We start from the raw sequence: 22,365 nt of genomic DNA, 5'->3' as shown, positions 1-22,365 counted from the left end.
CGCGCAAGGTCTCTGACGCGCGAGCGCCTGCGGTCCTTGGCCTATCGAGGCCGCGGCGTCCGGCGACGGGCCGCTGCCCCTGCGGACTAAGTCCGGCCGATCCGGGCGATTTCCACATCAAGCGCGTTCATCGGGACAGGATAGGCAAAGTAATAGCCCTGCATCTGCTGACAGCCGATCTTGCGCAGGGCTTTGGCCTGTTGTTCGGTCTCGACCCCTTCGGCGACCGTGATCGCACCGATCTGATCCGCCAGGGTGTGGATCAGGCGGATGATGGGTTCCGAGGTAGGCAGCTCATCCACGAAGGACTTGTCAATCTTAATGCAGCAGATGGGAAAGCGCGAGATATAGGCAAGATTGGAATAGCCGGTGCCGAAGTCATCGACCGACACCCGGAAGCCGTAATCCACGATCCGGCGCAGCTGCTCTGCCAGCATATCGTGGTCCCCGACCAGCGCCGTTTCGGTGATCTCCAGCTCCACCCGTCCGACCGGAAACCCGGGCCTGCGCGACAGCTCCGCGATGATCTCCATGAACCGGGCGTCGAGGAACTGCCGGGGTGAAACATTGACGGACATGCCGATTGTCATGCCGTTCTGGTGCCAGGCGATCATCTGGTCGCAGGCCTTGCGCAGCACGAGGTTTCCCAGCTCTTCGATCATGCCCGTCTCTTCGCAGACGGGAATGAAGGCGTCGGGGGACACCATGCCGCGGACCGGATGCTCCCACCGCACCAGTGCCTCCACCGACATCACGCGACCGCTTTGAGCGTCCACGCGCGGCTGAAAATGCAGGATGAACTGATCTTCGGCAATCGCGCGTTTGAGATCCTGCTCGATGCGGAACCGCTCTGCGGCGGCGCGGTTCATATCCTCGTCAAAGAGAGAGGCACGGTTGCGCCCGGCCTGCTTGCTTTCGTACAGAGCGATATCCGCCCGCTTCATGTATTCCGACCAGTCGGTGGCACCGGGCGGGACGATGGCGATACCGATGCTGGTGGTCAGCGCCACCCGCGTCGATTTGTGGACGACCGGCTGATTGATGGCTGTCTGAATGGCCTCTATGCGGACCTCGGGGCTGGTTTCACCCTCGGCCAGACGCAACAGGGCCACAAACTCATCCCCGCCGAACCGGGCGAGCAGATCGTCCGTGCCGAGACATCCCTGCAGCCGCGCTGTCGCCGCGTGCAGGACGGCATCGCCCACCTCATGGCCAAAACTGTCGTTGATCAGTTTGAACCGGTCGAGATCGATGAACACCAGCGCAAAACGGTCCTTTTGTGCCTCATGCAAGCGTTCACCCAGAGCGCGGGTAAAATAGGCACGGTTGTAGCATCCCGTCAGCTGGTCGCAGTCCGCCAGATAGCGGGCCCTGTCGCGCGCCATCTTCAGCTCGCTCACATCCACTGCCGTGACCAGCGTGGCCGGTTGGCCGGTGACCGCATCGGTGCATCTCTTGACTGACAGATCATACCATGAGGATCCGGCCTCGGTGATGACTTCGGCCACGTGCCGGTGCTCTCCCTTTTCCAGGGCCTGGCAGACGATGTCGTCGTGATCTTCCGGGGTGACGAACCGGTCGCGGAACCGCGCCTGCCCGCGCGGGGCGGACCGGCGCGCCATGGGGTTCATGTAGAGTGCCTCGCCCGCGTCATCATAAAGCGTGATCATGACGTCCGTATGCAGCAGGGCCTCCGCACTGCGGATATTGTCGGGTGTGTCCTCGGCGGCGCCGGGCACTTCGCACATCATGGCCATCCGCCCGCCCGGCAGCATGAAACCGCTGAAGTACACCCTGAGGGTCGTGGGCACCCCGTTCGGGTAGAGGGTCCACATCTCATTGAATTTGGCATCGCGGTCGATGAAGTCCCGCTGGTACTGCCGCAGCCTGTCGCGCACGGTGATGGACATGCCCTGGCTCAGGTCGCGGTCGCACAGGTCCTCTTCGGAAGCTGCCTGCCAGATGTTGACGGCAGCGTCATTCGCCTTCACGACCCGACTGTTGTCGACGTCAAAGACCCAGATCGCCGTCTTGAGGTGCCGCAGAACATCAAAGTCGTCCACCTCAGGTGCGGTGAGCGCAAGATCGGGGGCCGCCGGAGCTGGCCGATGTCCGGATGCGCGCGCCATTATATCAACCGACCGGTCACGCCAGACGTCAGGCGGCGGCGCGCTGCGCGCGGGGGGTGGGTGCGGTCGACAACTGGGGTGATCCGTGGGCCGGATACCACAGACCCACCTTGCCTTCACCGATCCCGTTGCCCCCGGGGGTTTTCGGGCACTGCACGACACCCAAGGGAGGGCCCGCCAGATCCTCCGGCGATGTCCGGGCGCCCGCCGACCCGGCTGTCAGATGGGCGTCGCGCGGGATGCTCAGCTGCTGGGCCGCATGCTGTGGCGTGCAAGAATTTCCCGAGCCAAGACAGGCAAACAATCTGCGCATCGGCGCGCCCTCCTCCCAAAAAGATCTGGCCGCAATGCTTTGCGCAGGCGGTCTTAAGATCCGGTGACGAGACGGTGGTATGGCGGGGCTTCAGGCGGAGTATTCCGCTACAATTTGAGGCGAAGCCGTGCGGTTGCGCCCTCTTTAAGTCCCGCGCTCTGCGGTGATGCAGCCTTAAAAGGGGCGCTTCAAGGGGGTCAGGATCGTCACAGCGGGACGGGCCGCGCCTCCACGTGCGACAGCGCCGCGGCATCCGCGAGCAGTTGGGCCCGCAGACCGTCCTGCAGCGTCGGCGACAGCGCCGTGCCAGCCTGCACAGCCTCCACGAAATGGGCCATTTCCGCCATATAGGCTCCCTCATACCGTTCCAGAAAGAAATGCTGGGCGGGCGCGCGACGGAAGCCCTGAGCCGTGGCAAGCTCCACCGTGTTTTCCAGATGGTTTTCCGCCCGCAACAAGCCCTTTGATCCGTGCACTTCGACCCGCTGATCGTAGCCGTAGGTGGCACGGCGCGAGTTGGAGATCTGGCAGATCTGGCCGCTGGCGGTCGTCAGGGTGACGGCAGCGGTGTCCACGTCGCCTGCGGCGCCGATGGCCGGATCCACCAGTGCCGCCCCTACCGCAAACACCTGTACTGGCTCCTCCCCCAGCAGAAAACGGGCCATGTCAAAGTCGTGGATCATCATGTCCCGAAAGATGCCACCCGAGCTTTCGATATAGCCGATGGGTGGCGGGGAGGGATCGCGCGACAGGATCGTGACGATCTCAACGGCCCCGATCTCGCCCGCGACAATCCGCGACCGGATGTCGGCAAAACCCGGATCAAAGCGGCGGTTGAACGCTGTCATGAAGGGCACGCCCGCGGCTGACACCGCCGTCTCGCAGGCGCGGATCCGGTCAGCGGACATATCAACCGGCTTTTCGCAAAAGATGGCCTTGCCCGCCGCGGCGGCGGCATGGATCACATCGAAATGCGTGTCCGTGGGGCTTGCGATGACGACAGCGTCGACGTCGGATGCCGCGATGACCTCCGCGCTGCTGCGGGCCTCGGCCCCGGTGGCAGTGGCCAGGGCCGTCGCTGCCGCGGGCACCGCATCGGCGACGGCGACCAGCCGGGCGGTCTCCAGCCGGGCGATGGACATGGCGTGAACCTTACCGATGCGGCCACAGCCCAGAAGTCCGATGCGCAGCATGTGCTTATCCTTTCAGTGCCACCAGAACCCGCCGCGTGGCGGCGACCAGCGGCGCATGGGTGTCCTTGAGTATCTCCACCCGGTCAAACCTGTCGGGGTCCGCTTCTACAGCCGCGCGCAGTGCGGTGCCGAAGGCCATGCGCAGCTCGGTCCCGATGTTGTATTTGCAGATGTTGGAGCCGCGGGCCAGCGCCCGCCGTTGCGCCGCCGGCACACCGGAGCCGCCGTGGATCACCAGCGGCACATCCGTCACAGCTTCGATGGCGCGGAGGCGCGGCTCGTCGAGGCCGCCGTCCTGATCCTGTTGCAGATGCACATTGCCCAAGGAGATCGCCATGGCATCGACGCCGGTTTCCGCGGCAAACTGCGCGGCCTCGGCAGAGTCGGTCCCGGCAGAGCTTTCGCCATCGGCATAGCCGACAAAGCCGATCTCCCCCTCGCAGGAGGCCCCTGCCGCATGCGCCATCTGCGCGATGTCGCGGGTCCGGGCGATATTCTCCGCCAGCGGCAGGCGCGATCCGTCGAACATCACGGAGGTAAACCCGGCGTCGAGTGCCGCGCGGCATTCCTCGGCTGTGTATCCGTGATCGAGATGTGCCACGACCGGGACAGAGGACGCGTCAGCCAGATACCGGAACATCGCGCCGAGCACCGGCAAGGGCGTATGCGCCCGGCACCCCGGCCCCGCCTGCAGGATCACCGGGCAGCCCTCGGCCTCCGCCGCGGCCACATAGGCGCGCATGTCCTCCCACCCCAGGGTGACGAGGCCCGCGACCGCGTGGCCTTTCGTGAGGGCGGGTTGCATCACGTCGGTGAGGGTCACGAGTGGCATTGCTGAAACAATTCGCTGAGGGCGGTTACCGGACCGCGGGTGAGGGTGAAGCCACCGCCCCGGGGGGGCGGGGGCTGCCCGGCGATGCCGCCGGGCGGGGGTGAGTAGCTAGAGACGATGCGCCGGGATCCGGCTCATTTGAACTTCGCAATCATGTCCTTGATGCCGGGGATTGTCTCCACCTGGTAGGCGTGCGACGGCTGGAAATACTGCACGAGCGAGCGCTGCGACAGCCCACCGAGAATGGTGAAATAATACATCTGGTAGCCGGGCAGCACCGCGCAGGGGTGATAGCCGTTATCGAGGCAAATGGTGGAGCCATCGACGATGTGATAGGCATCGCCCGCCTTGCCATCCTCGCGCTGGAGCATCTGCACGCCGGAGCCGTGATTGGGCTTGAAGCGGAAGTTGTAGGTCTCGTCGTGTCGTGTCTCATCGGGCAGACGGTCGGTGTCGTGCTTGTGCGAGGGGAACCCTGACCAGCCGCCCTCGCCCACAGTAAAGAGCTCAGAGACCAGCAAACGGCCCACCTTGTCGTGATACTTGGTGCCGAGGATATGCTTGATCTTGCGGTGCGTCTTGGTGTCGTCGGAGCCGTATTGCACCAGATCCAGATCACCGGTCCGCACGTCGAAGGCCTCCAGCACGGTGTCATAGCGGGCGCCGCAGACAAAAACCTCCGCCGCCTCCGAGGTGCACTCCATCACCGCCCGCGCCGCCGTGGGCACATAGACCCCCTCGGGCTCCCCGTCCCAGACGTCTTCGCCGCGGTTGCCCAGCGCGTCAGCCTTGAAGCCTTCCACATCCACGTCGAGCGTGCCGGTGGCGGGCACGATGCAGGTCTCATAGCCTGGCACGGCGTACTCAAACGCCTCGCCCTTTTCCAGTTTGACGATGTTGAAATAGTTGAGCGGCACCGTCGGGTCATCCACGTCCACGATGGGCTTGTTGTGATTGTCGAAGGGCGGGATATGCATGTCTGGCTCCTTTAGGGTGTGGTCGGGCCGGGATGATCTGACAGAAACTGCGCGAGCGTATCCGGGTCGGGCATGGCGGGGGCGCAGCCGGGTTTACCGACGACAATCGCTGCACAGGCGGAGCCGCGCAGGACCGCGTCATGCAGGCTCAGACCATCGGCGATACCGGTGAGCAGCCCCGCCATGAAGCTGTCGCCCGCGCCCGTGGGTTTGAGGGCGGTGACGGGATAGATGCCGCTGCGGGTCTCGCCTGTCTGGTCGATGGTGACAGCGCCGTCCGGACCCATCTTGTAGATCACGATGGTGGCGGTGCTCGCCGCGAGCGCGCGCGCCTTGTCGAGCCCCTTGTCGATGCCGCCGGCCATGAAGCCGAACTCCTCATCATTGCCCACGATCACGTCCGACAGGGCACCGGCGCGGGACAGCACATCTTCGGCCACCTGCGGGGAGGGCCAGGAATAGGGGCGGTAGTCCACGTCAAAGATGATCGGCAGGCCAGCGGTGCGCGCCAGCTCGAACGCGGTGAAGGCAGCACTGCGCGACGGCTCGGCGGCAAAGACGGTGCCTGCCGTGACCAGCGCGCCGAACTGGCTGTAGTCCACCGCGCGCACGTCGGCTTCGGTCATCTCGAAATCGGCAGCGCCGTTGCGGTAGATGACCGACTGGTGATCCTCCATCCGGCTTTCGTAGAGCGCCAGCGAGTTTCGGGCCTCGCCCCCGACGGTGCGGACGTGATCGGTGCCGACGCCGTATTTGCCCAGCAACCGCACACAGGCGCGGCCCACCGCGTCATCCGACACGCAAGTGACCAGCGACGCCGCACCGCCCAGCTTCACGATACCCGCCGCGGTGTTAGCGGCGGAGCCGCCCATGTCCACGTTCATCAGCGTGGCCTCTTCGACGCCAGTGCCCGCAGGTTCGGGAAAAAGGTCCATCCCGACGCGGCCGACAATGACAAAGCGGTTTGCGGCAATGCTGTCGAGCAAGGCTTGCATCAGACGCCCTTGCGCTGTTTGGGACGCGCGGCTTCGACCTCTTCATGCGCTTTGTGGATCTTGTCGGAGGTCGTGATGTGGGGCGTGCCCACCTCCCACCAGGTATGGCCCTGGTCGGTCCAGCCCTCGTAGGCGTCCACCTTCATGCAGATCACGTAAGTCTTGTCGCTGGCCTTGGCCCGTTTGAAGGCCTCACCCAGCTCCGCCGGGTTGGCCACGGTTTCGGCTGTGGCGCCCATGGCCGCGGCGTGCGCTTCGAAATCAACCGCGAAAGGCTGGATCGCCGTAGGCGTGTCGGCGATCAGGTTGTTGAAGCTTTCGTTGCCGGTGTTGGTCTGCAGCTTGTTGATGACCGCAAAGCCGCCGTTGTCGAGCACGAGGATGATCAGCTTCATCCCCGTCAGCACCGATGAATAAATATCGGAGTTCATCAACAGATACGACCCGTCGCCGGTAAGGACGATGGTGTCCTGATCCGGCTCCCGCTGGGCCTGGGCGATGCGCGCGCCCCAGCCGCCCGCGATCTCGTAGCCCATGCAGGAGAAGCCGAACTCCACATCGACCGTGCCGATGTCCAATGTGCGCCAGTTCGCCGTCACCTCCGCCGGAAGCCCGCCTGCCGCGGCCACGACCCGGTCGCGCGGATCACAGAGCGCGTTGATCACGCCGATGGCCTGAGCGTAGGAATTCGGACGATTGCCTGGGGCCACGTTCTCGGCCACATATGCGTCCCACTTCTGACGCTCCGCCTGGGCAAAGGCTTTCCAGGGGCCCGGCGCGCGGTAGTCGGACATCATCGCGGTGAGCGCGCACTTCGCATCGCCCACCACGGTCATGGCCAAATGCTTGGCCGCATCATGCCGGCCCACGTTGATCCCGATCAGCTGCGCGTCCTGCGCAAAAGCAGTCCAGGAACCAGTGGTGAAATCCTGCAGGCGCGTGCCTACGGCGAGGATCAGATCCGCCCGCTCGGCAATGGCATTGGCGCCGTCAGACCCTGTGACGCCAATGGGCCCGATGTTGAGCGGATGATCCGCTTTCATGTTGGCCCGGCCCGCGATGGTCTCCACCACCGGGATGCCGGTCGCCTCGGCGAAAGCCGTCAGCTCTGCCACGGCGCCGGAATACTGCACACCGCCACCGGCGATGATCACCGGACGCTCCGCCGACTTCAGCCGTGCAAGGGCCTCCGCAATCTCATCGGCATCGGGCGCCTGACGGCGGATGCGGTGCACGCGCTTGGCAAAGAAGGCTTGCGGGTAGTCATAGGCCCAGCCCTGAACATCCTGCGGCAACCCGATGAATGCCGGGCCGCAATCGGCCGGGTCGAGCATCGTGGCCAGCGCCGCGGGCAGCGACTGGAGGATCTGCGCAGGGTGCGTGATCCTGTCCCAATAACGGCTGACGGCCTTGAAGGCATCATTGACTCCAAAGGATGGATTGCCGAAATGCTCCAGCTGCTGGAGCACCGGGTCGGGCAGCCGGGTCGTATAGGCATCACCGCAGAGCATCAGCACCGGCAACCGGTTGGCATGGGCAAGCGCGGCGCTGGTCAACAGGTTCGCGGTGCCCGGCCCCGCGCTCGCCGTGCAGAACATGAAGCGCTGACGCAGCCATTGCTTGGCATAACCCGCCGCGGCAAAGCCCATGCCCTGCTCGTTCTGGCCCCGATAGAGCGGCAACGTCGCGCGATGATTATAGAGTGCCTCGCCAAGACAGGTCACATTGCCATGGCCGAAGATCCCGAAACCGCCCCCGCACAAACGATGCTCCTCACCGTCGATGACGATGAACTGATTGTCGAGATACCGGACGATGGCCTGCGCCACGGTCAGGCGCACGGACTGGTCTGTCATACCTGTTTCTCCCCCGCGCCGCGATTGGTGCTTGCGCCCTCTTGCCGCCGAGGATAATGATTTTGCAACCGGTTGCAAACAGAATCTCCGGGGAGGCGCAAGAATGACGGAAATCGGCATCGGGATCCTGGGGGGCGGCTACATGGGCAAGGCGCATTCGGTCGCCATGTCCTCGGTGGGGGCTGTTTTCAATACCGCCCTGCGCCCGCGGCTGGAGATGATCTGCGCCAGCACGCCTGCCTCCGCCGAGCGTTATCGCGCCGCCTACGGCTTTGCCCGGGCGACGGATGACTGGCAGGCACTGGTCCGTGATCCCGCGGTCGAGGCCATCGTGATCGCCACACCGCAAGAGATGCACCGCCCCATCGCGGAAGCCGCCTTTGCCCTCGGCAAACCGGTGTTCTGCGAAAAGCCGCTGGGTACCGGGATAGAGGACAGCCGCGCCATGCTGGCGGCAGCGGAGGCGTCGGGCACGATCCACATGACCGGGTTCAACTATGTGCGCACGCCAGCAACGCAATACGCACGGCAGCTGATCGAGGACGGCGTGATCGGCACCGTCACCGGCTTTCGCGGTCAGCACACGGAGGATTTTCTGGCCGACCCGGAGGCCCCGGCAAGCTGGCGCACGAGCGGAAAGGCCAACGGCATGATGGGCGATCTCGCGCCGCATCCCATCAACTGCGCGCTGAGGCTGATGGGGCCGATTGCCTCCGTCATGGCGGAGATCGAGACCGTGTTTGACAAACGCCCCGGCGGCACTGTCACCAATGATGATCATGCGCATATCCTGTGCCGCTTTGCCTCTGGCGTGCTGGGGTCGATCTACGCCAGCCGCATCGCGACCGGGCGCAAGATGGGCTACGCCTATGAGATCACCGGCACCAAGGGGGCCATTCACTTCGACGGGGAGGATCAGAACGCGATCCACCTCTACCGGATGGCGGGGCCCGAGGCGCAGCGCGGCTTTATCAAGATCCTGACCGGACCGGCGCATCCCGATTACGAGGCCTTTTGTCAGGGGCCGGGGCATGGCACCGGGTACCAGGATCAGATCATCATCGAGGCCCGCGACTTCCTGCGCGCCATCGAGACCAAGACCAACCTCTGGCCCACGTTTCGCGACGGGATGGAGGTCAACCAGATCATCGCCGCTGCGCATGCGTCTTCGGACGCGAAAGCCTGGCGCGATGTCTCAGACTTCTGAGGAGCCGCCCATGAGCATCCAGATCGGTAATGCGCCCTGTTCCTGGGGGATCGAGTTTCCCTCTGACCCGGCCTATCCTGCGTGGCAGTCGGTGCTGCAGCAATGCGCCGAGGCGGGCTACAAGGGGATCGAGTTGGGACCCATCGGCTATATGCCCGAGGACCCCGCGGTGCTGGCAGAGGAACTGGCCAGGCACGATCTCAGCATCATCGGCGGTGTGGTCTTCCGCCCCTTCCACGATCCCGACAAATGGGACGAGGTGATGGACGCGACGCGGCGCACCTGCAAAGCGCTCAGCGCCCACGGGGCGGAGCATCTGGTGCTTATCGACAGCATCTCGCCGCGCCGGGCGCCGACCGCGGGCCGCGCCACAGAAGCCGAGCAGATGGACCGTGCCGAATGGTCCGCTTACCGCGATCGCATTGCCGCCGTCGCGAAGCTGGGGACCGAGGAATACGGGCTCACCGTCGGCATCCATGCCCACGCCGCGGGCTTCATGGATTTCGAGCCGGAGCTGGAGCGGCTGCTTTCGGAGGTGGACGAGCGGATCCTGAAGATCTGTTTTGACACCGGGCATCATTCCTACGCGGGCTTTGACCCGGTGGCCTTTATGAAACGGCATATGGGTCGCATCAGCTATATGCATTTCAAGGACATCGACCCGGTGGTCAAAGCCGATGTGGTCGCCAATCGCACCGATTTTTATACCGCCTGCGGCCAGGGTATTTTCTGCAATCTGGGCAAGGGGGATGTCGATTTTCCGGCGGTGCGGCAGGTCCTGCTGGACGCAGGGTTCGAGGGCTGGTGCACGGTCGAGCAGGACTGCGACCCCTCCCTGCCCGGCACCCCCATGGAAGACGCGGCCAGCAACCGCACCTACCTGCAAAGCATCGGGTTCTAGATCCGCTGCCTGTCATCAGCAAGAAAGAGGCCTGTCATGGCAAAGCTCACATGGGGAATGATCGGCGGTGGCGAAGGCAGCCAGATCGGGCCAGCGCACCGGTTGGGTGCGGGGCTCGACGGGCTGTTTGACTTCGCCGCAGGTGCTTTGGATCACCGCGCCGCGGAAGGCATCGACTACGGCCAGCGGCTGGGTCTGGGGGAGCGCGCCTATGGCAGCTGGCAGGAGATGCTGGCGGGCGAGAGCGCCCGCGAGGACAGGGTCGATCTGGTCACCATCGCCACGCCCAACGCCACACATTTCGAGATCACGAAGGCCTTTCTGGAGAAGGGCTTCAACGTGCTCTGCGAAAAGCCCATGACCATGACCGTGGAGGAAGGCGAAGAGATCGTGCGGATCGCCGAGCGGTCGGGGACCATCTGTGCGGTGAATTATGGCTACAGTGGCTATTCGCTGGTGCGGCACATGCGGGCGATGGTGGCGCGCGGCGATCTCGGCAAGGTGCGGCTGGTCAACGCGGAGTTTGCCCATGGCCACCACGCCGATGCCGCCGATGCGGACAACCCACGGGTGCGCTGGCGCTATGATCCCGCACAGGCCGGGGTCTCTGCTCAGTTCGCGGATTGCGGGATCCACGCGCTGCACATGGCGTCCTTTGTGACCGGGCAGGAGGTCACCCGGCTCTCCGCGGATACCGTCTCCTGCCTGGAGGCGCGCGTGCTGGAAGACGATGCCATGGTGAGCTTTCGCATGGATGGTGGTGCTGTCGGGCGGCTTTGGACGAGTTCTGTTGCCATCGGGCGGCAGCACGGGCTGGGCATCCAGGTCTTTGGCGAGACGGGCGGGCTGCGCTGGTCACAGGAACATCCCAACCAGCTCTACCATATGCCGCTGGGGGGTCGGTTGCAGGTGATCGAGCGGGGTGAGGCGAACCTGTCGCCCGAAGCGGACCGCACAAGCCGCGTCACCATCGGCCATGCGGAAGGAATGCCGCTGGCCTTTGCCAATATCTACAAGGATCTGGCCGAGGCGATCAGCGCACGCAAGGACGGGCGCGAGATGGACCCGGCGGCCAACCTTTACCCCCGGGCCGCGGATGGGTTGCGGTCGATGGCGGCGGTCTATGCCGTCGCAGCCTCCGGCCAACAGGAGGGCAAATGGCTCGACGCGCGGCCCCCGATGTTCCGCTGATCACGGGGTCTGCGGGGGTCTGAGGGTCCCGCGCTCCACGATCCGGCAGGGCAGCACGCGCGCCTCGGGCGCGCGGTCGGGCTCGTCGAGCATGCTGGCGACCATGTCGATGGAGGCCTGCACGATATGGGGGATGGGCTGGCCGATGGTGGTCAGGTTGATGTTCTGCCAGCCCGCCATTTCCATATCGTTCAGCCCCAGAATGCCGATGTCACCGGGCACGTCGAGACCCGCATCGCGGATCGCGCTGAGCGCCCCGATCGACAACACATCATCGCCGCAGAAATAGGCCTGCGCGGGCTTGTGCTGCAAAAGCTCCAGCATGGCCTTGCGCCCGGCCTCGAACGAGTAGGCATCCGCAAAGGACAAGCTGGGCTGCAGGCCTGCGGCGGTGAGCTCTGACACAAAGCCTGTCATCCTGTCCTGGGTCGAGGTCGCTGCCTCCGGCCCGCCCAGAAAGGCCACATCCTCGTACCCCCGCGCGATCATGGTCCGGGCTGCCATACGTCCGCAGGCGACATTGTCGATGCCGATCACATGGACGTCCGGCGTGCCGGAATAGCGGCCAAACGTGTTCACCACTGGCATGCCCGCATCCCGGAACGCCTTGGAAAACGCGGGCGGCAGGGTCGAAGACGCCACCACCACCCCATCGACCGAGTACTGCCGCAGCATCTGCACACTGCTGTCGGGATCGGTTTCATCCGTCAGATTGACCAGCAGCGGGCGCAGACCACGGTCCTGCAGGCCCCGGGTGAAGAGATCAAAGACCGTCAGAAAGACGGGGTTGTGAAAGTTGTTGGAAATGAGCCCGATCATCTTGGTGCGCCGGGTCGTCAGGCTGCGGGCGAGGAAGTTCGGGCTGTATCCCAATTCATCCGCGGCTTTCAGCACGCGCTTGCGCATCTTTTCCGAGACAGACGCCCCGTCGGTAAAGGTGCGCGATACGGCGGATCGCGACACACCGGCACGCGCGGCCACGTCTTTGAGCGTTGCAGTCATAGGGGCCTTTTCGGGTTTCCTGACGCTGTTTTACCCCAACGCCGTCCGGGTTGCAGCACAAATGACAGCACATATTTGCAACCGGTTGCAAATTTACCTGAATCGTGTTTAGGTAATAATCGAGCGGGGAGATACACTCCGTTTCAAGCTTGGGAAGCTTGTGATTTTTTGGGAGGAAATAATGAAAACGATGATGAAACAGGCTGCTTTGGCCACAGCTGTCGCAGCGACAGCGCTGACGGGCGCGACCGCTGCTTCCGCCGAGGGAGAGACGTATATTCTGGTCAGCCATGCACCGGATTCCGACAGCTGGTGGAACACCATCAAGAACGGGATCGCGCTTGCGGGCGAACAGGTCGGTGCTTCTGTCGAATACCGCAACCCGCCGACCGGGGACGTGGCCGATATGGCACGCATCATCGAGCAGGCAGCGGCCTCCAACCCCGATGGCATCATCACCACCTTGGCGGATTTTGACGTGCTCAAAGGGCCGATCAGTGCCGCCGTGGATCAGGGTATCGACGTCATCATCATGAACACCGGCACGCCGGAGCAGGCCCGCGAAGTCGGTGCCTTGATGTATGTGGGTCAGCCTGAATACGACGCAGGCTTTGCCGCCGGTCAACGCGCCAAGGACGAAGGGGTGACGAACTTTCTCTGCGTGAACCATGCCATCCAGCAGCCGACCGTGGGCGAACGCTGCCGCGGCTATGCGGACGCACTGGGCGTGGAGCTGGGCAATGCGATGATGGACAGCGGGACAGACCCTGCCGAGATCAAGAACAAGGTGCTGGCCTATCTGTCGGCCAACCCCGATGTGGACGGCATCCTGACGCTGGGCCCGGTGTCCGCCGATCCTACCATCGCAGCGCTTGAAGAGAACGGCATGGCCGGTGACATCCACTTTGGCACCTTTGATCTGGGCGAAGAGATCGTGGATGCCATCAAGGGCGACGTGATCAACTGGGGCATCGACCAGCAGCCATTCCTGCAGGCCTACATGCCGGTGGTCATTCTGGCAAATTGGGACCGTTACGGTGTGCTGCCGGGCAACAACATCAACTCCGGCCCCGGCTTTGTGACCAAGGACGCGCTGAGCAAGGTTGAAGAGTTCGCCGGCGAATACCGCTAAGCGACACAGCTTTTTCGGGCGGTCTTTCCCTCGCGGAAGGCCTCCCTTTTTCCTCATACTGCTTTTGGAGGCCTCCAGATGGCTGATACCGCCAACTCAGACGAGCGGATCAAGGATATCTCGCGCCTGCGCCGCGCGCTCATTCGCCCCGAACTGGGCGGGATCGTGGGCACGGTTGCCGTTTTCACCCTTTTTGCGCTCTTTGCCTTCGACAGCGGGATGTTCAACAGCCAGGGGGTGATGAACTGGTCGGTTGTCTCAGCGCAATTCATGATCATCGCGGTGGGGGCCTGTCTGCTGATGATCGCCGGTGAGTTCGACCTTTCCGTAGGGTCCATGATCGGCTTTGCGGGTATGATGATCGCGGTCTTCGGTGTGGTGCTGGCGTTGCCCATGTGGATCGCCATTCTGATCACCTTTGCGATCTGTATGGCGCTTGGCGCGCTCAATGGCTGGATCGTGGTGCGGACCGGGTTGCCGAGCTTCATCGTGACACTGGCGTTTCTGTTTATCCTGCGCGGCTTTACCATCTACATTCCGCAGACGGTGGAGAACAAAACCATCATCGGCGGGATCCGCGATGCGGCAGAGGGCGACTGGCTGGCGCCTTTGTTCGGCGGCAAGATCGGCCAGCCGATTTTCCAGTGGCTCGGGGATCAGGGACTGATCGCGGTGTTCGAGCGGGGGACGCGCGCGGGTCAGCCTGTTGTCGATGGCATCCCGATGCTGATCGTCTGGGCGATCGCCCTGGTGGTCATTGGCCATATCCTTCTGACACGCACCCGCTTTGGCAACTGGATTTTTGCCGCGGGCGGCGATCCCGACGCGGCGCGCAATTCCGGGGTGCCGGTGAACCGCGTCAAGATCCTGATGTTCGTGCTGACCGCCTTCTGCGCTACGGTGCTGGCGGTCTGCCAGGTGATGGAGTTTGGCTCCGCGGGTGCGGACCGCGGCCTGCTGAAGGAGTTCGAGGCGATCATCGCCGTGGTCATCGGTGGCGCCCTGCTGACGGGCGGCTACGGCTCAGTGGTCGGGGCGGCCCTGGGCGCATTGATCTTTGGTGTGGTACAGCAGGGGCTGTTCTTTGCCGGGGTGGAAAGCTCGCTCTTCCGGGTGTTCCTCGGAGTGATCCTGCTCTTTGCGGTGATCCTGAACACCTATATCCGCCGCATCATCACGGGGGAGCGCTAGTATGGCCGATCCCATCATCCAGATGCGCAACATCGAAAAGCACTTCGGCTCGGTCATAGCGCTTGCAGGCGTGTCGCTCGACGTGCACCGCGGCGAATGCCACTGCCTGCTGGGCGACAATGGTGCCGGGAAATCCACCTTTATCAAGACCATGTCCGGTGTGCACAAACCGACCCGGGGCGAGATCATCTTTGAAGGTAAGCCCTTGGACTTCAACCGCCCCCGCGATGCCATTGCGGCGGGGATCGCCACGGTGCACCAGCATCTGGCGATGATCCCGCTGATGTCGGTCAGTCGCAACTTCTTCATGGGCAACGAGCCGGTCAAAAAGCGCTTTGGCATGTCCTTTTTCGACCATGACTACGCCAACAAGGTCACCATGGCCGAGATGGGCCAGATGGGCATCAACCTGCGGGGGCCGGATCAGGCGGTGGGCACGCTGTCGGGCGGCGAACGGCAAACGGTTGCCATCGCGCGCGCGGTGCATTTCGGGGCCAAGGTGCTGATCCTCGATGAGCCGACCTCGGCCTTGGGTGTACGCCAGACGGCCAATGTGCTGGCAACGGTGGACAAGGTGCGCAAGCAGGGGATCGCCGTGGTCTTCATCACCCACAACGTGCGCCACGCCATGGCCGTGGGCGACCGCTTTACAGTGCTGAACCGCGGCAAGACCTTTGGCACCGCCAGCCGCGGCGAGATCACACCGGAAGAGCTTCAGGACATGATGGCCGGTGGTCAGGAACTGGCGACGCTGGAAGGATCGCTCGGCGGCACCGTCTGATATTCGGGGAGGCTCGGCGCAATCCGTGCCACCAGAGTATGTCAGCGTATTGAACAGGGGCAGCGTGTCGCGCCGCCGCCCCTGCCCGCGATCAGGTCAGGCTCTGACGAAGTCGGGGCATCCGGGAGAGGATCAACAGATCGAGCGCCAGCACACTCAGCAGCGCAATGCCTGCCATGGGAAAGGCCATCGACACACCGAGCCCCACCAGAATGGCGCCCTGCCATAGCGGCATCTCCTTAGGCATAGGCGGCGCCGCGAGACGGCCCGCGCCCGCGGGCCTGCGCTTCCACCACAGCACAACGGAGCTGACACAGAGAAACAGCACCGACAGGCAGACCACCGTATTGGCCAGAACGCTCCACAGTCCCAGTGTGCCCATATGCAGGGCAATGCCCACCGCCATCATCTTTGCGGGCACGGAATAGTCAGCATAGCGGACGTCGGCGAGGATCTTGCCAGTGAACTGGTCCACGTGAATGGTCCGGTCCGTCGTGGGCACGGTGCTGTCGGTGCTCATGGAATCGCGGCTGAGTGTCCAGACCCCAGCCTCTCCGGAGGGCAGGTTCAGCTGGTAGCGCGCATCGAACCCGATGGCCCGAGCCAGTGCATCCACACTGTCGAGCGTCACCGGCCCGGACACGCCCGTTACGCCTGCTTCGCTGCCGGAGGCCGGCAAGGGCGTCTGCTCCAACCCCCAGGGAACCTCGCGCCGGTCGTGGTTCATACTGGCATGGGTCTCATCCGACAGCGGGACGTTGTCCCACTTCTCAGCGGGAAACTGGCTCCAGGCCTGGACCATCTTGCCGCCCCAGATCCCGGCCCAGGCCAGACCGGAGATCAGAAAGAAGACCAGAAAGATCGACATCCAGATGCCGACAACACCATGCAGCGATTTCCACAACGACCGGCCGCGGCCGAAGCCCGGCAGCAGCGCCGCGCGCCATCCCGCCTCTCGTGGCCACCACATGTAAAGGCCCGTGGCCACCAGCATCAGGCTGAGCGAGGCCGCTGTCTCCAGCAGTCTGTCGCCGAGGACACCCAGCATCAGGTCGCTGTGGATGCCGTCGAAAAAGTCATACCAGCCACTGCGCCGCGGGAAACGTTCGATCACCTGCGCGGTGTAGGGGTCCACTGCGACCATCGTTGCCTCGCCGTCCCGATCAACCCGAAAGAGGGCTGCCAGATCGTCGCGGCGCGGGGCCACATATTGCCTGAGTGTGCCGCCGGGGACAGCGGCCAATGCCGCCTGGGACTGGGCAGAGACCGCCAGCACCGTGTCTTGCGGTACGACAGGGGTGCGTTCGCCGTCGCGGCCGTCAACCCAGGCGATCCACAGCATCATCATGCCGGTAAAGGCCAACACTGTGAGAAACGGAATTACGAACAACCCGGCGTAGAAATGCCAGCGCCACGCGGCGAAATAGATCTTGTTGGCGCGCCGCTCGGGCTGCGCATCTGGTGCAGTCATTGTCATTTTAGGGCTCCAGGCCTGAGAACCCGCGGCACAGGGCGCACGGGCAATAAAGGGTTCTGATGTAAGAGGATCAGGCCAGAGGGGGTGCGCGGACCAGACGCGCCGGATCAAGGCCGCGCGCCTCTGCCAAGCGTTTCGCGATGACCCGGAGCCGGTCACATTTGGGCAGTGTTGCAACAAAGGTCCCGCCGCTCGTGGTCAGCAAGGCCGCCGCATCACTGATCCGGCAGGCCTCGCAGGCCACAGGCGCGGTGCCATCGCTACCGCCCGATCCGCAGACATCGCTCAGCGATCCGCCCGATGCCAGATACGCGATCATGTCGGGGGATGCTGCGGGATGCGCCACACGATGGGCAAAGCCGACCGCGATCACCGCGATCATCGCACTGACGATCAGCAAGACCCGGCAAAATCTGACTGCGCTTTGCACCATGCGAAAGATCTAGCAGGCATCGCGCATCAGCACTAGCGGGCATCGATGCCAGTACGCCGGATTTTCAATCCCGGCAATCCGGCAGAAAAAGGGGCCGACAGCGTGCTGCCGACCCAAGTTGCCTGACGCGGTGCCACGTCAAGCTGGGGTATCCGGCACCGGGGTCTTGTGATGCCAAAGGCAGATGGCTGCACCCGGTGCCGGATGAGGGATCCACGGCCTAGAAGATGAAATCTTCCGCACCCAGATCGATGTTCCGTCCTGTCAGGATGATCGCCTGATCCTCGCCCAGATCGATCACGGTCGCCCGCCCCTTCTGGGTGATGCTCAGATCGTCGATGCTGGCAGCGTCGGTGCCGCTCAGGTCGATCAGGTCATGCCCATCCTGGAAATGCTTGATCAGGTCGGTGCCATCGCCTGTGCGGAAGACAAAAACATCATCGCCGCTGTTGCCGATCAGCAGATCATTGCCCTTGCCGCCCTCTAGCCGGTCATCGCCGCGCCCGCCGTGGAGGATGTCATTGCCCGCACCGCCGAGCCCGATGTCATCCCCACTGCCGAGCCGGATGAAGTCATGACCGCCGTTGCCGTCCACCAGGTCATTGTCGCGTCCGGTGCGGATCACACTGCCGCGGTCACCGTCGATCACGAAATCAACGTCACCGGATCCATCCGATTGCAGGATGTCCGCTGGCAGCAGCACACCATCGAGCACATGCGCGATGCCGTTTGAGGCCTGAATGTCGGTCGCGATCAGGCTGGGGTCGGTGATATCGGGATCCGCATCCACAAGGCGCGTGCCCTCAACCGTCAGCGTGCCCCCCTGCAACGTGACGATGCCCGTGCTGCTCAGGACAGCGGTGGAGTCCAGCGCCTCGGGTACCACGTGGTAGGTCAGGATCTCAGTGAGCAGCGGAACGGGATCACCGCCACCGCTCAGCAATGTCAGCGCATCGACCAGATAGGCAAAGGCTTCGCCCTCGTCCGACCCCTTGAACCCCAGCGTCTGGCTGAGCGTCACAAAGGCGTCGTCGTTGGGCGCAAAAACCGTCAGATCCGCCTCCGGATCGTTCAGCGCATCCGCCAGCCCGGCTGTCTGGACCGCGTTGAGCAGCAGATCGAAATCGCTGCCATCCTGATCGAAGGTGCCACCGCTGGCCGCTACGATCTCGGTCAACGTCGGCAACGGCTCAGGCTCGGGCGTGTTGCCGGGGATGTCGAGCGGGATCAGCACCCGGTCGATCACCTGGACCATGCCGTTTGACGCAGCGAGATCCGGGATCACGATATTGGGGTTGGCCACATCGGGTTCATTGTCTACCAGCTCGGTCCCCTCGGAGCCGAAGGTCGCCCCCTCCAGCAAGGTCTGGACCTGCTCGGCGGCATCCACCTCTGCCGCGGTCTTGGCGCCCGCTGACACGTGATAGAGCAGGATGTCCGTCAGCAGCGGGATCGGGTTGCCATCGGGGGCGAGCCCTGCCAGCGCTCCGGCGATAAAGTCGAAGACGGCATCTTCATCCGTGCCATCCCCGTCAAAGCCCAGATCCTTGGCCAGTTGGGTAAAGGCCGCATCGGTCGGTGCGAAAACGGTAATGTCATTGGCGGCCTGAACCGTGCCGACCAGATCCGCCGCCGTCAGCGCCTTGACCAGGATGTTGAAGTCATCCGATCCCGCAGCGATCTCCACGATGTTGGGTTTTGCGATCTCCCCGGCCGAGAGCTTGTCGTAGCTGAGCCCCCGGCCCGTCACGTTCGCGGGGCTACCGACCGTCAGGGACACACCGACAGGCGGTACAGGCCCCAGGAAGGTAAAGCTGTCAGGCTGTTGGCCCGGCTGCTCCAGTTCGACCAGACGGTAGCCTTTGCCGTCATCGCCGCGCAGGTGCCAGACGTTCTCTGCATAGAGCCGCCCACCTGTGCCAACGTCCTCGCCGTCACGCAGAATGGTGGCTTTCTGACCGCTGGTATCATCGCCGCGCTCATTGCGGTGCGCATCGCCCGACAGGCGCGGATCGTCATCTGTCACGGTAATGTCCAGCGTGGCCGAGGCGGGCATGGTGAACTCAAGGTGAGACCTTATCGAGGTCTCGCCAAACAGATCTGCCGCGCCAAAGCCGGTAAATTGGAAGGTTTTCATAACTCAGTCCTTTTTTGCCGCGGATTACGGGAGCAACACTTCATCGATGACATGGATCACGCCGTTGGAGGCCGGGATGTCCGCCTGGATCACATCGACGCCATTCACAGTGACACCGTTGCGGCCGTCCACATGCACGGTCTTGCCATTGACCGTTTCGGGGCTGAGGCGTTGTCCGGCCAGATCTGCTGCCATCACTTTGCCGGGCAACACGTGGTAGGTCAGGATTGACACCAGCTGATCCTTGTTCTCGGGCTTGAGCAGGGTTTCAACCGTGCCGGCCGGCAAGGCTGCAAAGGCCGCATCAGTCGGCGCAAAGACGGTGAAAGGGCCTTCGGACTGCAATGTCTCCACCAGATCCGCCGCGCTGACCGCCGCGACAAGCGTGTCGAAAGATCCGGCCGACTGGACAACCTCGACGATGTCGGGATCCTGTGCGGGCATCGTGGCGCAGCCAGCCAGCGCGAGACCAGAGGCCAGGAGGCCCGCTTTCAAGAGGGTTGAGAATGTCATCGTCGTACTCCTTCAGGTTTTGTGTGATTTTTTCCCACATAAAGCATCGCGACATTTCGTCCAGACCGGCGTGTCGCTTTTTTGTGGAAAAAATTTACACAGTCGTCATCTTGGCCTGGTGACCGACAATGATCCCTTCAGCCAACCCGGCCGCTTTGAACGCGCGATCCGCAAGGTGCTGCGTCCGCTGGTGCGGGCGTTGATCGCTCAGAACGTGACGGTCCGCGCGCTCTACCGGGTCGTCAAACAGAGCTACGTCGAAGTGGCCGAGGAAATCCTCGGCGATGACGCGACCGATAGCCGGATCAGCATCATGACCGGCGTACATCGCCGGGACGTCAGGGAATTCCGCACGCTGCCGGATGACGATACCGAAGGGCAGCGGCGCAAGCTCTCCACCCTCAGCACCGTGGTCGGGCGCTGGATGTCCAACGCGGATTACACGGACCCGGATGGTCAACCCATCGCAATCCCGCGCAGTGCAGAGACGGGTCCGAGTTTCGACGCGCTGGTGCAATCCGTGAGCCGCGACATCCGTCCGCGCACCGTGCTCGACGAACTTGCCCGGCAGGGCATCGTCACCACCGAGGACGACAGCGTGCATCTGGTGCTCGACGGTCTGGTCGGCCCGGCAGACATGGATCAGCGGTTGCATTTCTTCTCGCATAATCTGGGCGATCACATGAGCGCGGCGGTGGATAACATCCTGGCAGAAGATCCCGCCCATCTGGAACGCGCGGTGTTCTACAACGCGCTGACGGATGACGCGCTGCACCGGATCGAGACAGACGTGCGGGACGTTGCCACCGACGCGCTAAGGCAGATCAACAAGACCGCGGCCGGGTTGCAAAGTGAGGATGCCACCGACCCGACCGCCACAAATCGTTTTCGCTTTGGTGTCTTCTTTTACAAGGAGACCGAGCGGCCAAAGACCAAAGGACAAGATCCCAATGAAGACCGGTAATCTCTCCCGTCGCGCAGCAGTGTTCAGCGGTATGGCAGCCTGTGCCCTGCCCCGGGGTGTTCTGGGGCAGGAGCGTGAACTTGAGGGCGGGATCGGGGGCACCGGGATCGTTGGTATCCTGACGGATCTGAACGGCTTCATCGTTGCGGGGCGGTCGGTTGCGATCAACGCCGGTACCGTTCTTGTGGATGCCTTCGGGCCTCTGCCCACCGGCAGCCTCGTTCCCGGCGACAGCCTCACGGTCGAGGCGGCTGCATCTGGGGATGGCCTGGTCGCCCGCCGGGTGTACCTGACCCAGCCCGTGGTCGGCCCGGTCAGCGCGGTCTCGGGACAGCGGGCCGTTGTCAACGGCGTTGAGGTTGCCCTGACATCGGGAATGCAGCGACCACGGGTGGGAGACCGTGTCGCGGTTTCTGGTCTTTGGCAGGGCAATCGCGTGATCGCGAGCCGACTGTCGACCGCCAGGTCTCCGCGTGACGTGATTGCAGGGGATGTGACCCGCCGGATCGGCAGGTTGGCGGTTGGCGGTGTACCGGTGACGCGGGTCGGTGCCGCTCAGACCGATGGCAGTTTTGCGACTGTTTACGGCCGGTACGACACAGCTGCGGGCCGCTTTATTGTCGAGAACACACAAGGAGGCCGGTTTGTCCTCGCCGCCGGGCCCTTGAAGCACTTGGCGGTCGAGGGCTTCCTGGAGCCGACCCGGCAGGCGCCGGAGTTCCGGATTTCGGGACTGGGCCATAGCTTTGCGCGAAACCTCAGGCTGGCGGAATTTGCGGACCGCCGGGTGCTGTTCAGCGGACCTTACAAGGATGTTTTCGCCGCGGACAAAGCCGTCATCCTGCCCGAGGACCCGCGCAGACGGAGGAATGTGCTGAGAACGCTATCGACACGCACCTAGATATGCGGGCTGCAAACGGCTTGCTCACGGCTCGATCCGACTGGAGCGGTGGTCCGCGCGCCGCAGATAAAGTCAACGCATCCTCGGTGGCTGACACGCCACCCGATCGAAAGACAGCGGCCGGACCGAACCCATGTGATCGGTCAGCGCTAGCCGACCCATGCGGTTTGGTCTCTGACAGAGCGCCGCAGACATCCGTGACAGCAGGGCCCGACGTCCCTAATCGAGCAAACAGGGCTG

At 63.7% G+C, this 22,365-nt stretch carries 20 protein-coding genes; 8 read left to right on the top strand and 12 right to left on the bottom strand.

Features of this window, described 5'->3' with window-relative positions:
* Positions 1-86: 86 nt before the first annotated feature.
* The 7 genes from Q1A53_RS21070 to iolD all read right to left on the bottom strand — a co-directional run bounded on the left by Q1A53_RS21070 (position 87) and on the right by iolD (position 8,295).
* Entirely contained in the window at positions 87-2,063 is a 1,977-nt protein-coding gene (locus Q1A53_RS21070; protein WP_299970543.1) for an EAL domain-containing protein, read from the bottom strand.
* 94 nt (positions 2,064-2,157) lie between these two features.
* The gene (locus Q1A53_RS21065) at positions 2,158-2,442 is read right to left on the bottom strand and encodes a hypothetical protein (RefSeq protein ID WP_299970539.1); all 285 of its coding nucleotides are present in this window, start codon (positions 2,440-2,442) and stop codon (positions 2,158-2,160) included.
* A gap of 206 nt (positions 2,443-2,648) precedes the next feature.
* On the bottom strand, positions 2,649-3,635 hold the full coding sequence (gene iolG, locus Q1A53_RS21060; RefSeq protein WP_299970536.1) for an inositol 2-dehydrogenase: 987 nt from the start codon (positions 3,633-3,635) through the stop codon (positions 2,649-2,651).
* A 4-nt stretch (positions 3,636-3,639) separates the two neighbouring features.
* Complete coding sequence (locus Q1A53_RS21055) at positions 3,640-4,467, bottom strand: class II fructose-bisphosphate aldolase (RefSeq protein ID WP_299970533.1); 828 nt, start codon at positions 4,465-4,467, stop codon at positions 3,640-3,642.
* Between the two features lie 134 nt (positions 4,468-4,601).
* Complete coding sequence (locus tag Q1A53_RS21050) at positions 4,602-5,444, bottom strand: 5-deoxy-glucuronate isomerase (protein ID WP_299970530.1); 843 nt, start codon at positions 5,442-5,444, stop codon at positions 4,602-4,604.
* 11 nt (positions 5,445-5,455) lie between these two features.
* Positions 5,456-6,439, bottom strand: coding sequence for a PfkB family carbohydrate kinase (locus Q1A53_RS21045; RefSeq protein WP_299970528.1), 984 nt, complete (start codon positions 6,437-6,439; stop codon positions 5,456-5,458).
* The gene (gene iolD, locus Q1A53_RS21040) at positions 6,439-8,295 is read right to left on the bottom strand and encodes a 3D-(3,5/4)-trihydroxycyclohexane-1,2-dione acylhydrolase (decyclizing) (protein ID WP_299970525.1); all 1,857 of its coding nucleotides are present in this window, start codon (positions 8,293-8,295) and stop codon (positions 6,439-6,441) included. Before iolD ends, Q1A53_RS21045 begins: the two co-directional genes overlap by 1 nt.
* Before the next feature lie 103 nt (positions 8,296-8,398).
* Between iolD and Q1A53_RS21035 the strand changes: the two genes are divergently transcribed.
* The 3 genes from Q1A53_RS21035 to Q1A53_RS21025 are packed head-to-tail and all read left to right on the top strand — an operon-like array spanning position 8,399 to position 11,594.
* Positions 8,399-9,502 (top strand): Gfo/Idh/MocA family oxidoreductase, encoded by a 1,104-nt coding sequence (locus tag Q1A53_RS21035; RefSeq protein WP_299970522.1) that lies wholly within the window; start codon positions 8,399-8,401, stop codon positions 9,500-9,502.
* Positions 9,503-9,512: 10 nt separating this feature from the next.
* Entirely contained in the window at positions 9,513-10,403 is an 891-nt protein-coding gene (locus tag Q1A53_RS21030; protein WP_299970519.1) for a TIM barrel protein, read from the top strand.
* 36 nt (positions 10,404-10,439) lie between these two features.
* Positions 10,440-11,594, top strand: a complete 1,155-nt coding sequence (locus Q1A53_RS21025) for a Gfo/Idh/MocA family oxidoreductase (RefSeq protein WP_299970516.1) — start codon at positions 10,440-10,442, stop codon at positions 11,592-11,594.
* Here the strand turns inward: Q1A53_RS21025 and Q1A53_RS21020 are convergent, their stop codons facing one another.
* Positions 11,595-12,596 carry a LacI family DNA-binding transcriptional regulator gene (locus Q1A53_RS21020; protein ID WP_299970513.1) on the bottom strand — a complete coding sequence of 334 codons (1,002 nt, stop codon included), beginning with the start codon at positions 12,594-12,596 and terminating at the stop codon, positions 11,595-11,597.
* A 181-nt stretch (positions 12,597-12,777) separates the two neighbouring features.
* Here Q1A53_RS21020 and Q1A53_RS21015 point away from each other — a divergent pair, with 181 nt between their 5' ends.
* The 3 genes from Q1A53_RS21015 to Q1A53_RS21005 all read left to right on the top strand — a co-directional run bounded on the left by Q1A53_RS21015 (position 12,778) and on the right by Q1A53_RS21005 (position 15,700).
* Complete coding sequence (locus Q1A53_RS21015) at positions 12,778-13,728, top strand: sugar ABC transporter substrate-binding protein (RefSeq protein ID WP_299970511.1); 951 nt, start codon at positions 12,778-12,780, stop codon at positions 13,726-13,728.
* Positions 13,729-13,806: 78 nt separating this feature from the next.
* On the top strand, positions 13,807-14,919 hold the full coding sequence (locus Q1A53_RS21010) for an ABC transporter permease (protein ID WP_299970508.1): 1,113 nt from the start codon (positions 13,807-13,809) through the stop codon (positions 14,917-14,919).
* Position 14,920: 1 nt separating this feature from the next.
* Positions 14,921-15,700 carry an ATP-binding cassette domain-containing protein gene (locus Q1A53_RS21005; RefSeq protein ID WP_299970505.1) on the top strand — a complete coding sequence of 260 codons (780 nt, stop codon included), beginning with the start codon at positions 14,921-14,923 and terminating at the stop codon, positions 15,698-15,700.
* A 91-nt stretch (positions 15,701-15,791) separates the two neighbouring features.
* On the opposite strand, the gene Q1A53_RS21000 is transcribed toward Q1A53_RS21005, so the two are convergent.
* The 4 genes from Q1A53_RS21000 to Q1A53_RS20985 form a co-directional block, all read right to left on the bottom strand.
* Positions 15,792-17,177, bottom strand: a complete 1,386-nt coding sequence (locus Q1A53_RS21000; RefSeq protein ID WP_299970502.1) for a PepSY domain-containing protein — start codon at positions 17,175-17,177, stop codon at positions 15,792-15,794.
* A gap of 70 nt (positions 17,178-17,247) precedes the next feature.
* Positions 17,248-17,610, bottom strand: coding sequence for a hypothetical protein (locus tag Q1A53_RS20995; RefSeq protein ID WP_299970499.1), 363 nt, complete (start codon positions 17,608-17,610; stop codon positions 17,248-17,250).
* A gap of 220 nt (positions 17,611-17,830) precedes the next feature.
* Positions 17,831-19,747, bottom strand: coding sequence for a fasciclin domain-containing protein (locus Q1A53_RS20990; protein WP_299970496.1), 1,917 nt, complete (start codon positions 19,745-19,747; stop codon positions 17,831-17,833).
* 24 nt (positions 19,748-19,771) lie between these two features.
* The gene (locus Q1A53_RS20985; RefSeq protein ID WP_299970597.1) at positions 19,772-20,191 is read right to left on the bottom strand and encodes a fasciclin domain-containing protein; all 420 of its coding nucleotides are present in this window, start codon (positions 20,189-20,191) and stop codon (positions 19,772-19,774) included.
* Positions 20,192-20,378: 187 nt separating this feature from the next.
* On the opposite strand from Q1A53_RS20985, the gene Q1A53_RS20980 reads away from it, so the two are divergent.
* Together Q1A53_RS20980 and Q1A53_RS20975 are read left to right on the top strand one after the other, a co-directional pair.
* Positions 20,379-21,224, top strand: coding sequence for a DUF6502 family protein (locus Q1A53_RS20980; RefSeq protein ID WP_299970493.1), 846 nt, complete (start codon positions 20,379-20,381; stop codon positions 21,222-21,224).
* Complete coding sequence (locus Q1A53_RS20975) at positions 21,211-22,125, top strand: DUF5666 domain-containing protein (RefSeq protein ID WP_299970490.1); 915 nt, start codon at positions 21,211-21,213, stop codon at positions 22,123-22,125. Before Q1A53_RS20980 ends, Q1A53_RS20975 begins: the two co-directional genes overlap by 14 nt.
* Positions 22,126-22,365: the final 240 nt, after the last annotated feature.

The organism is uncultured Roseobacter sp. (assembly GCF_947496515.1).
Taxonomy (GTDB): domain Bacteria; phylum Pseudomonadota; class Alphaproteobacteria; order Rhodobacterales; family Rhodobacteraceae; genus Roseobacter.
Note: the sequence above shows the minus strand (reverse complement) of the source record. Positions and strands in the feature narration are given on the sequence as shown.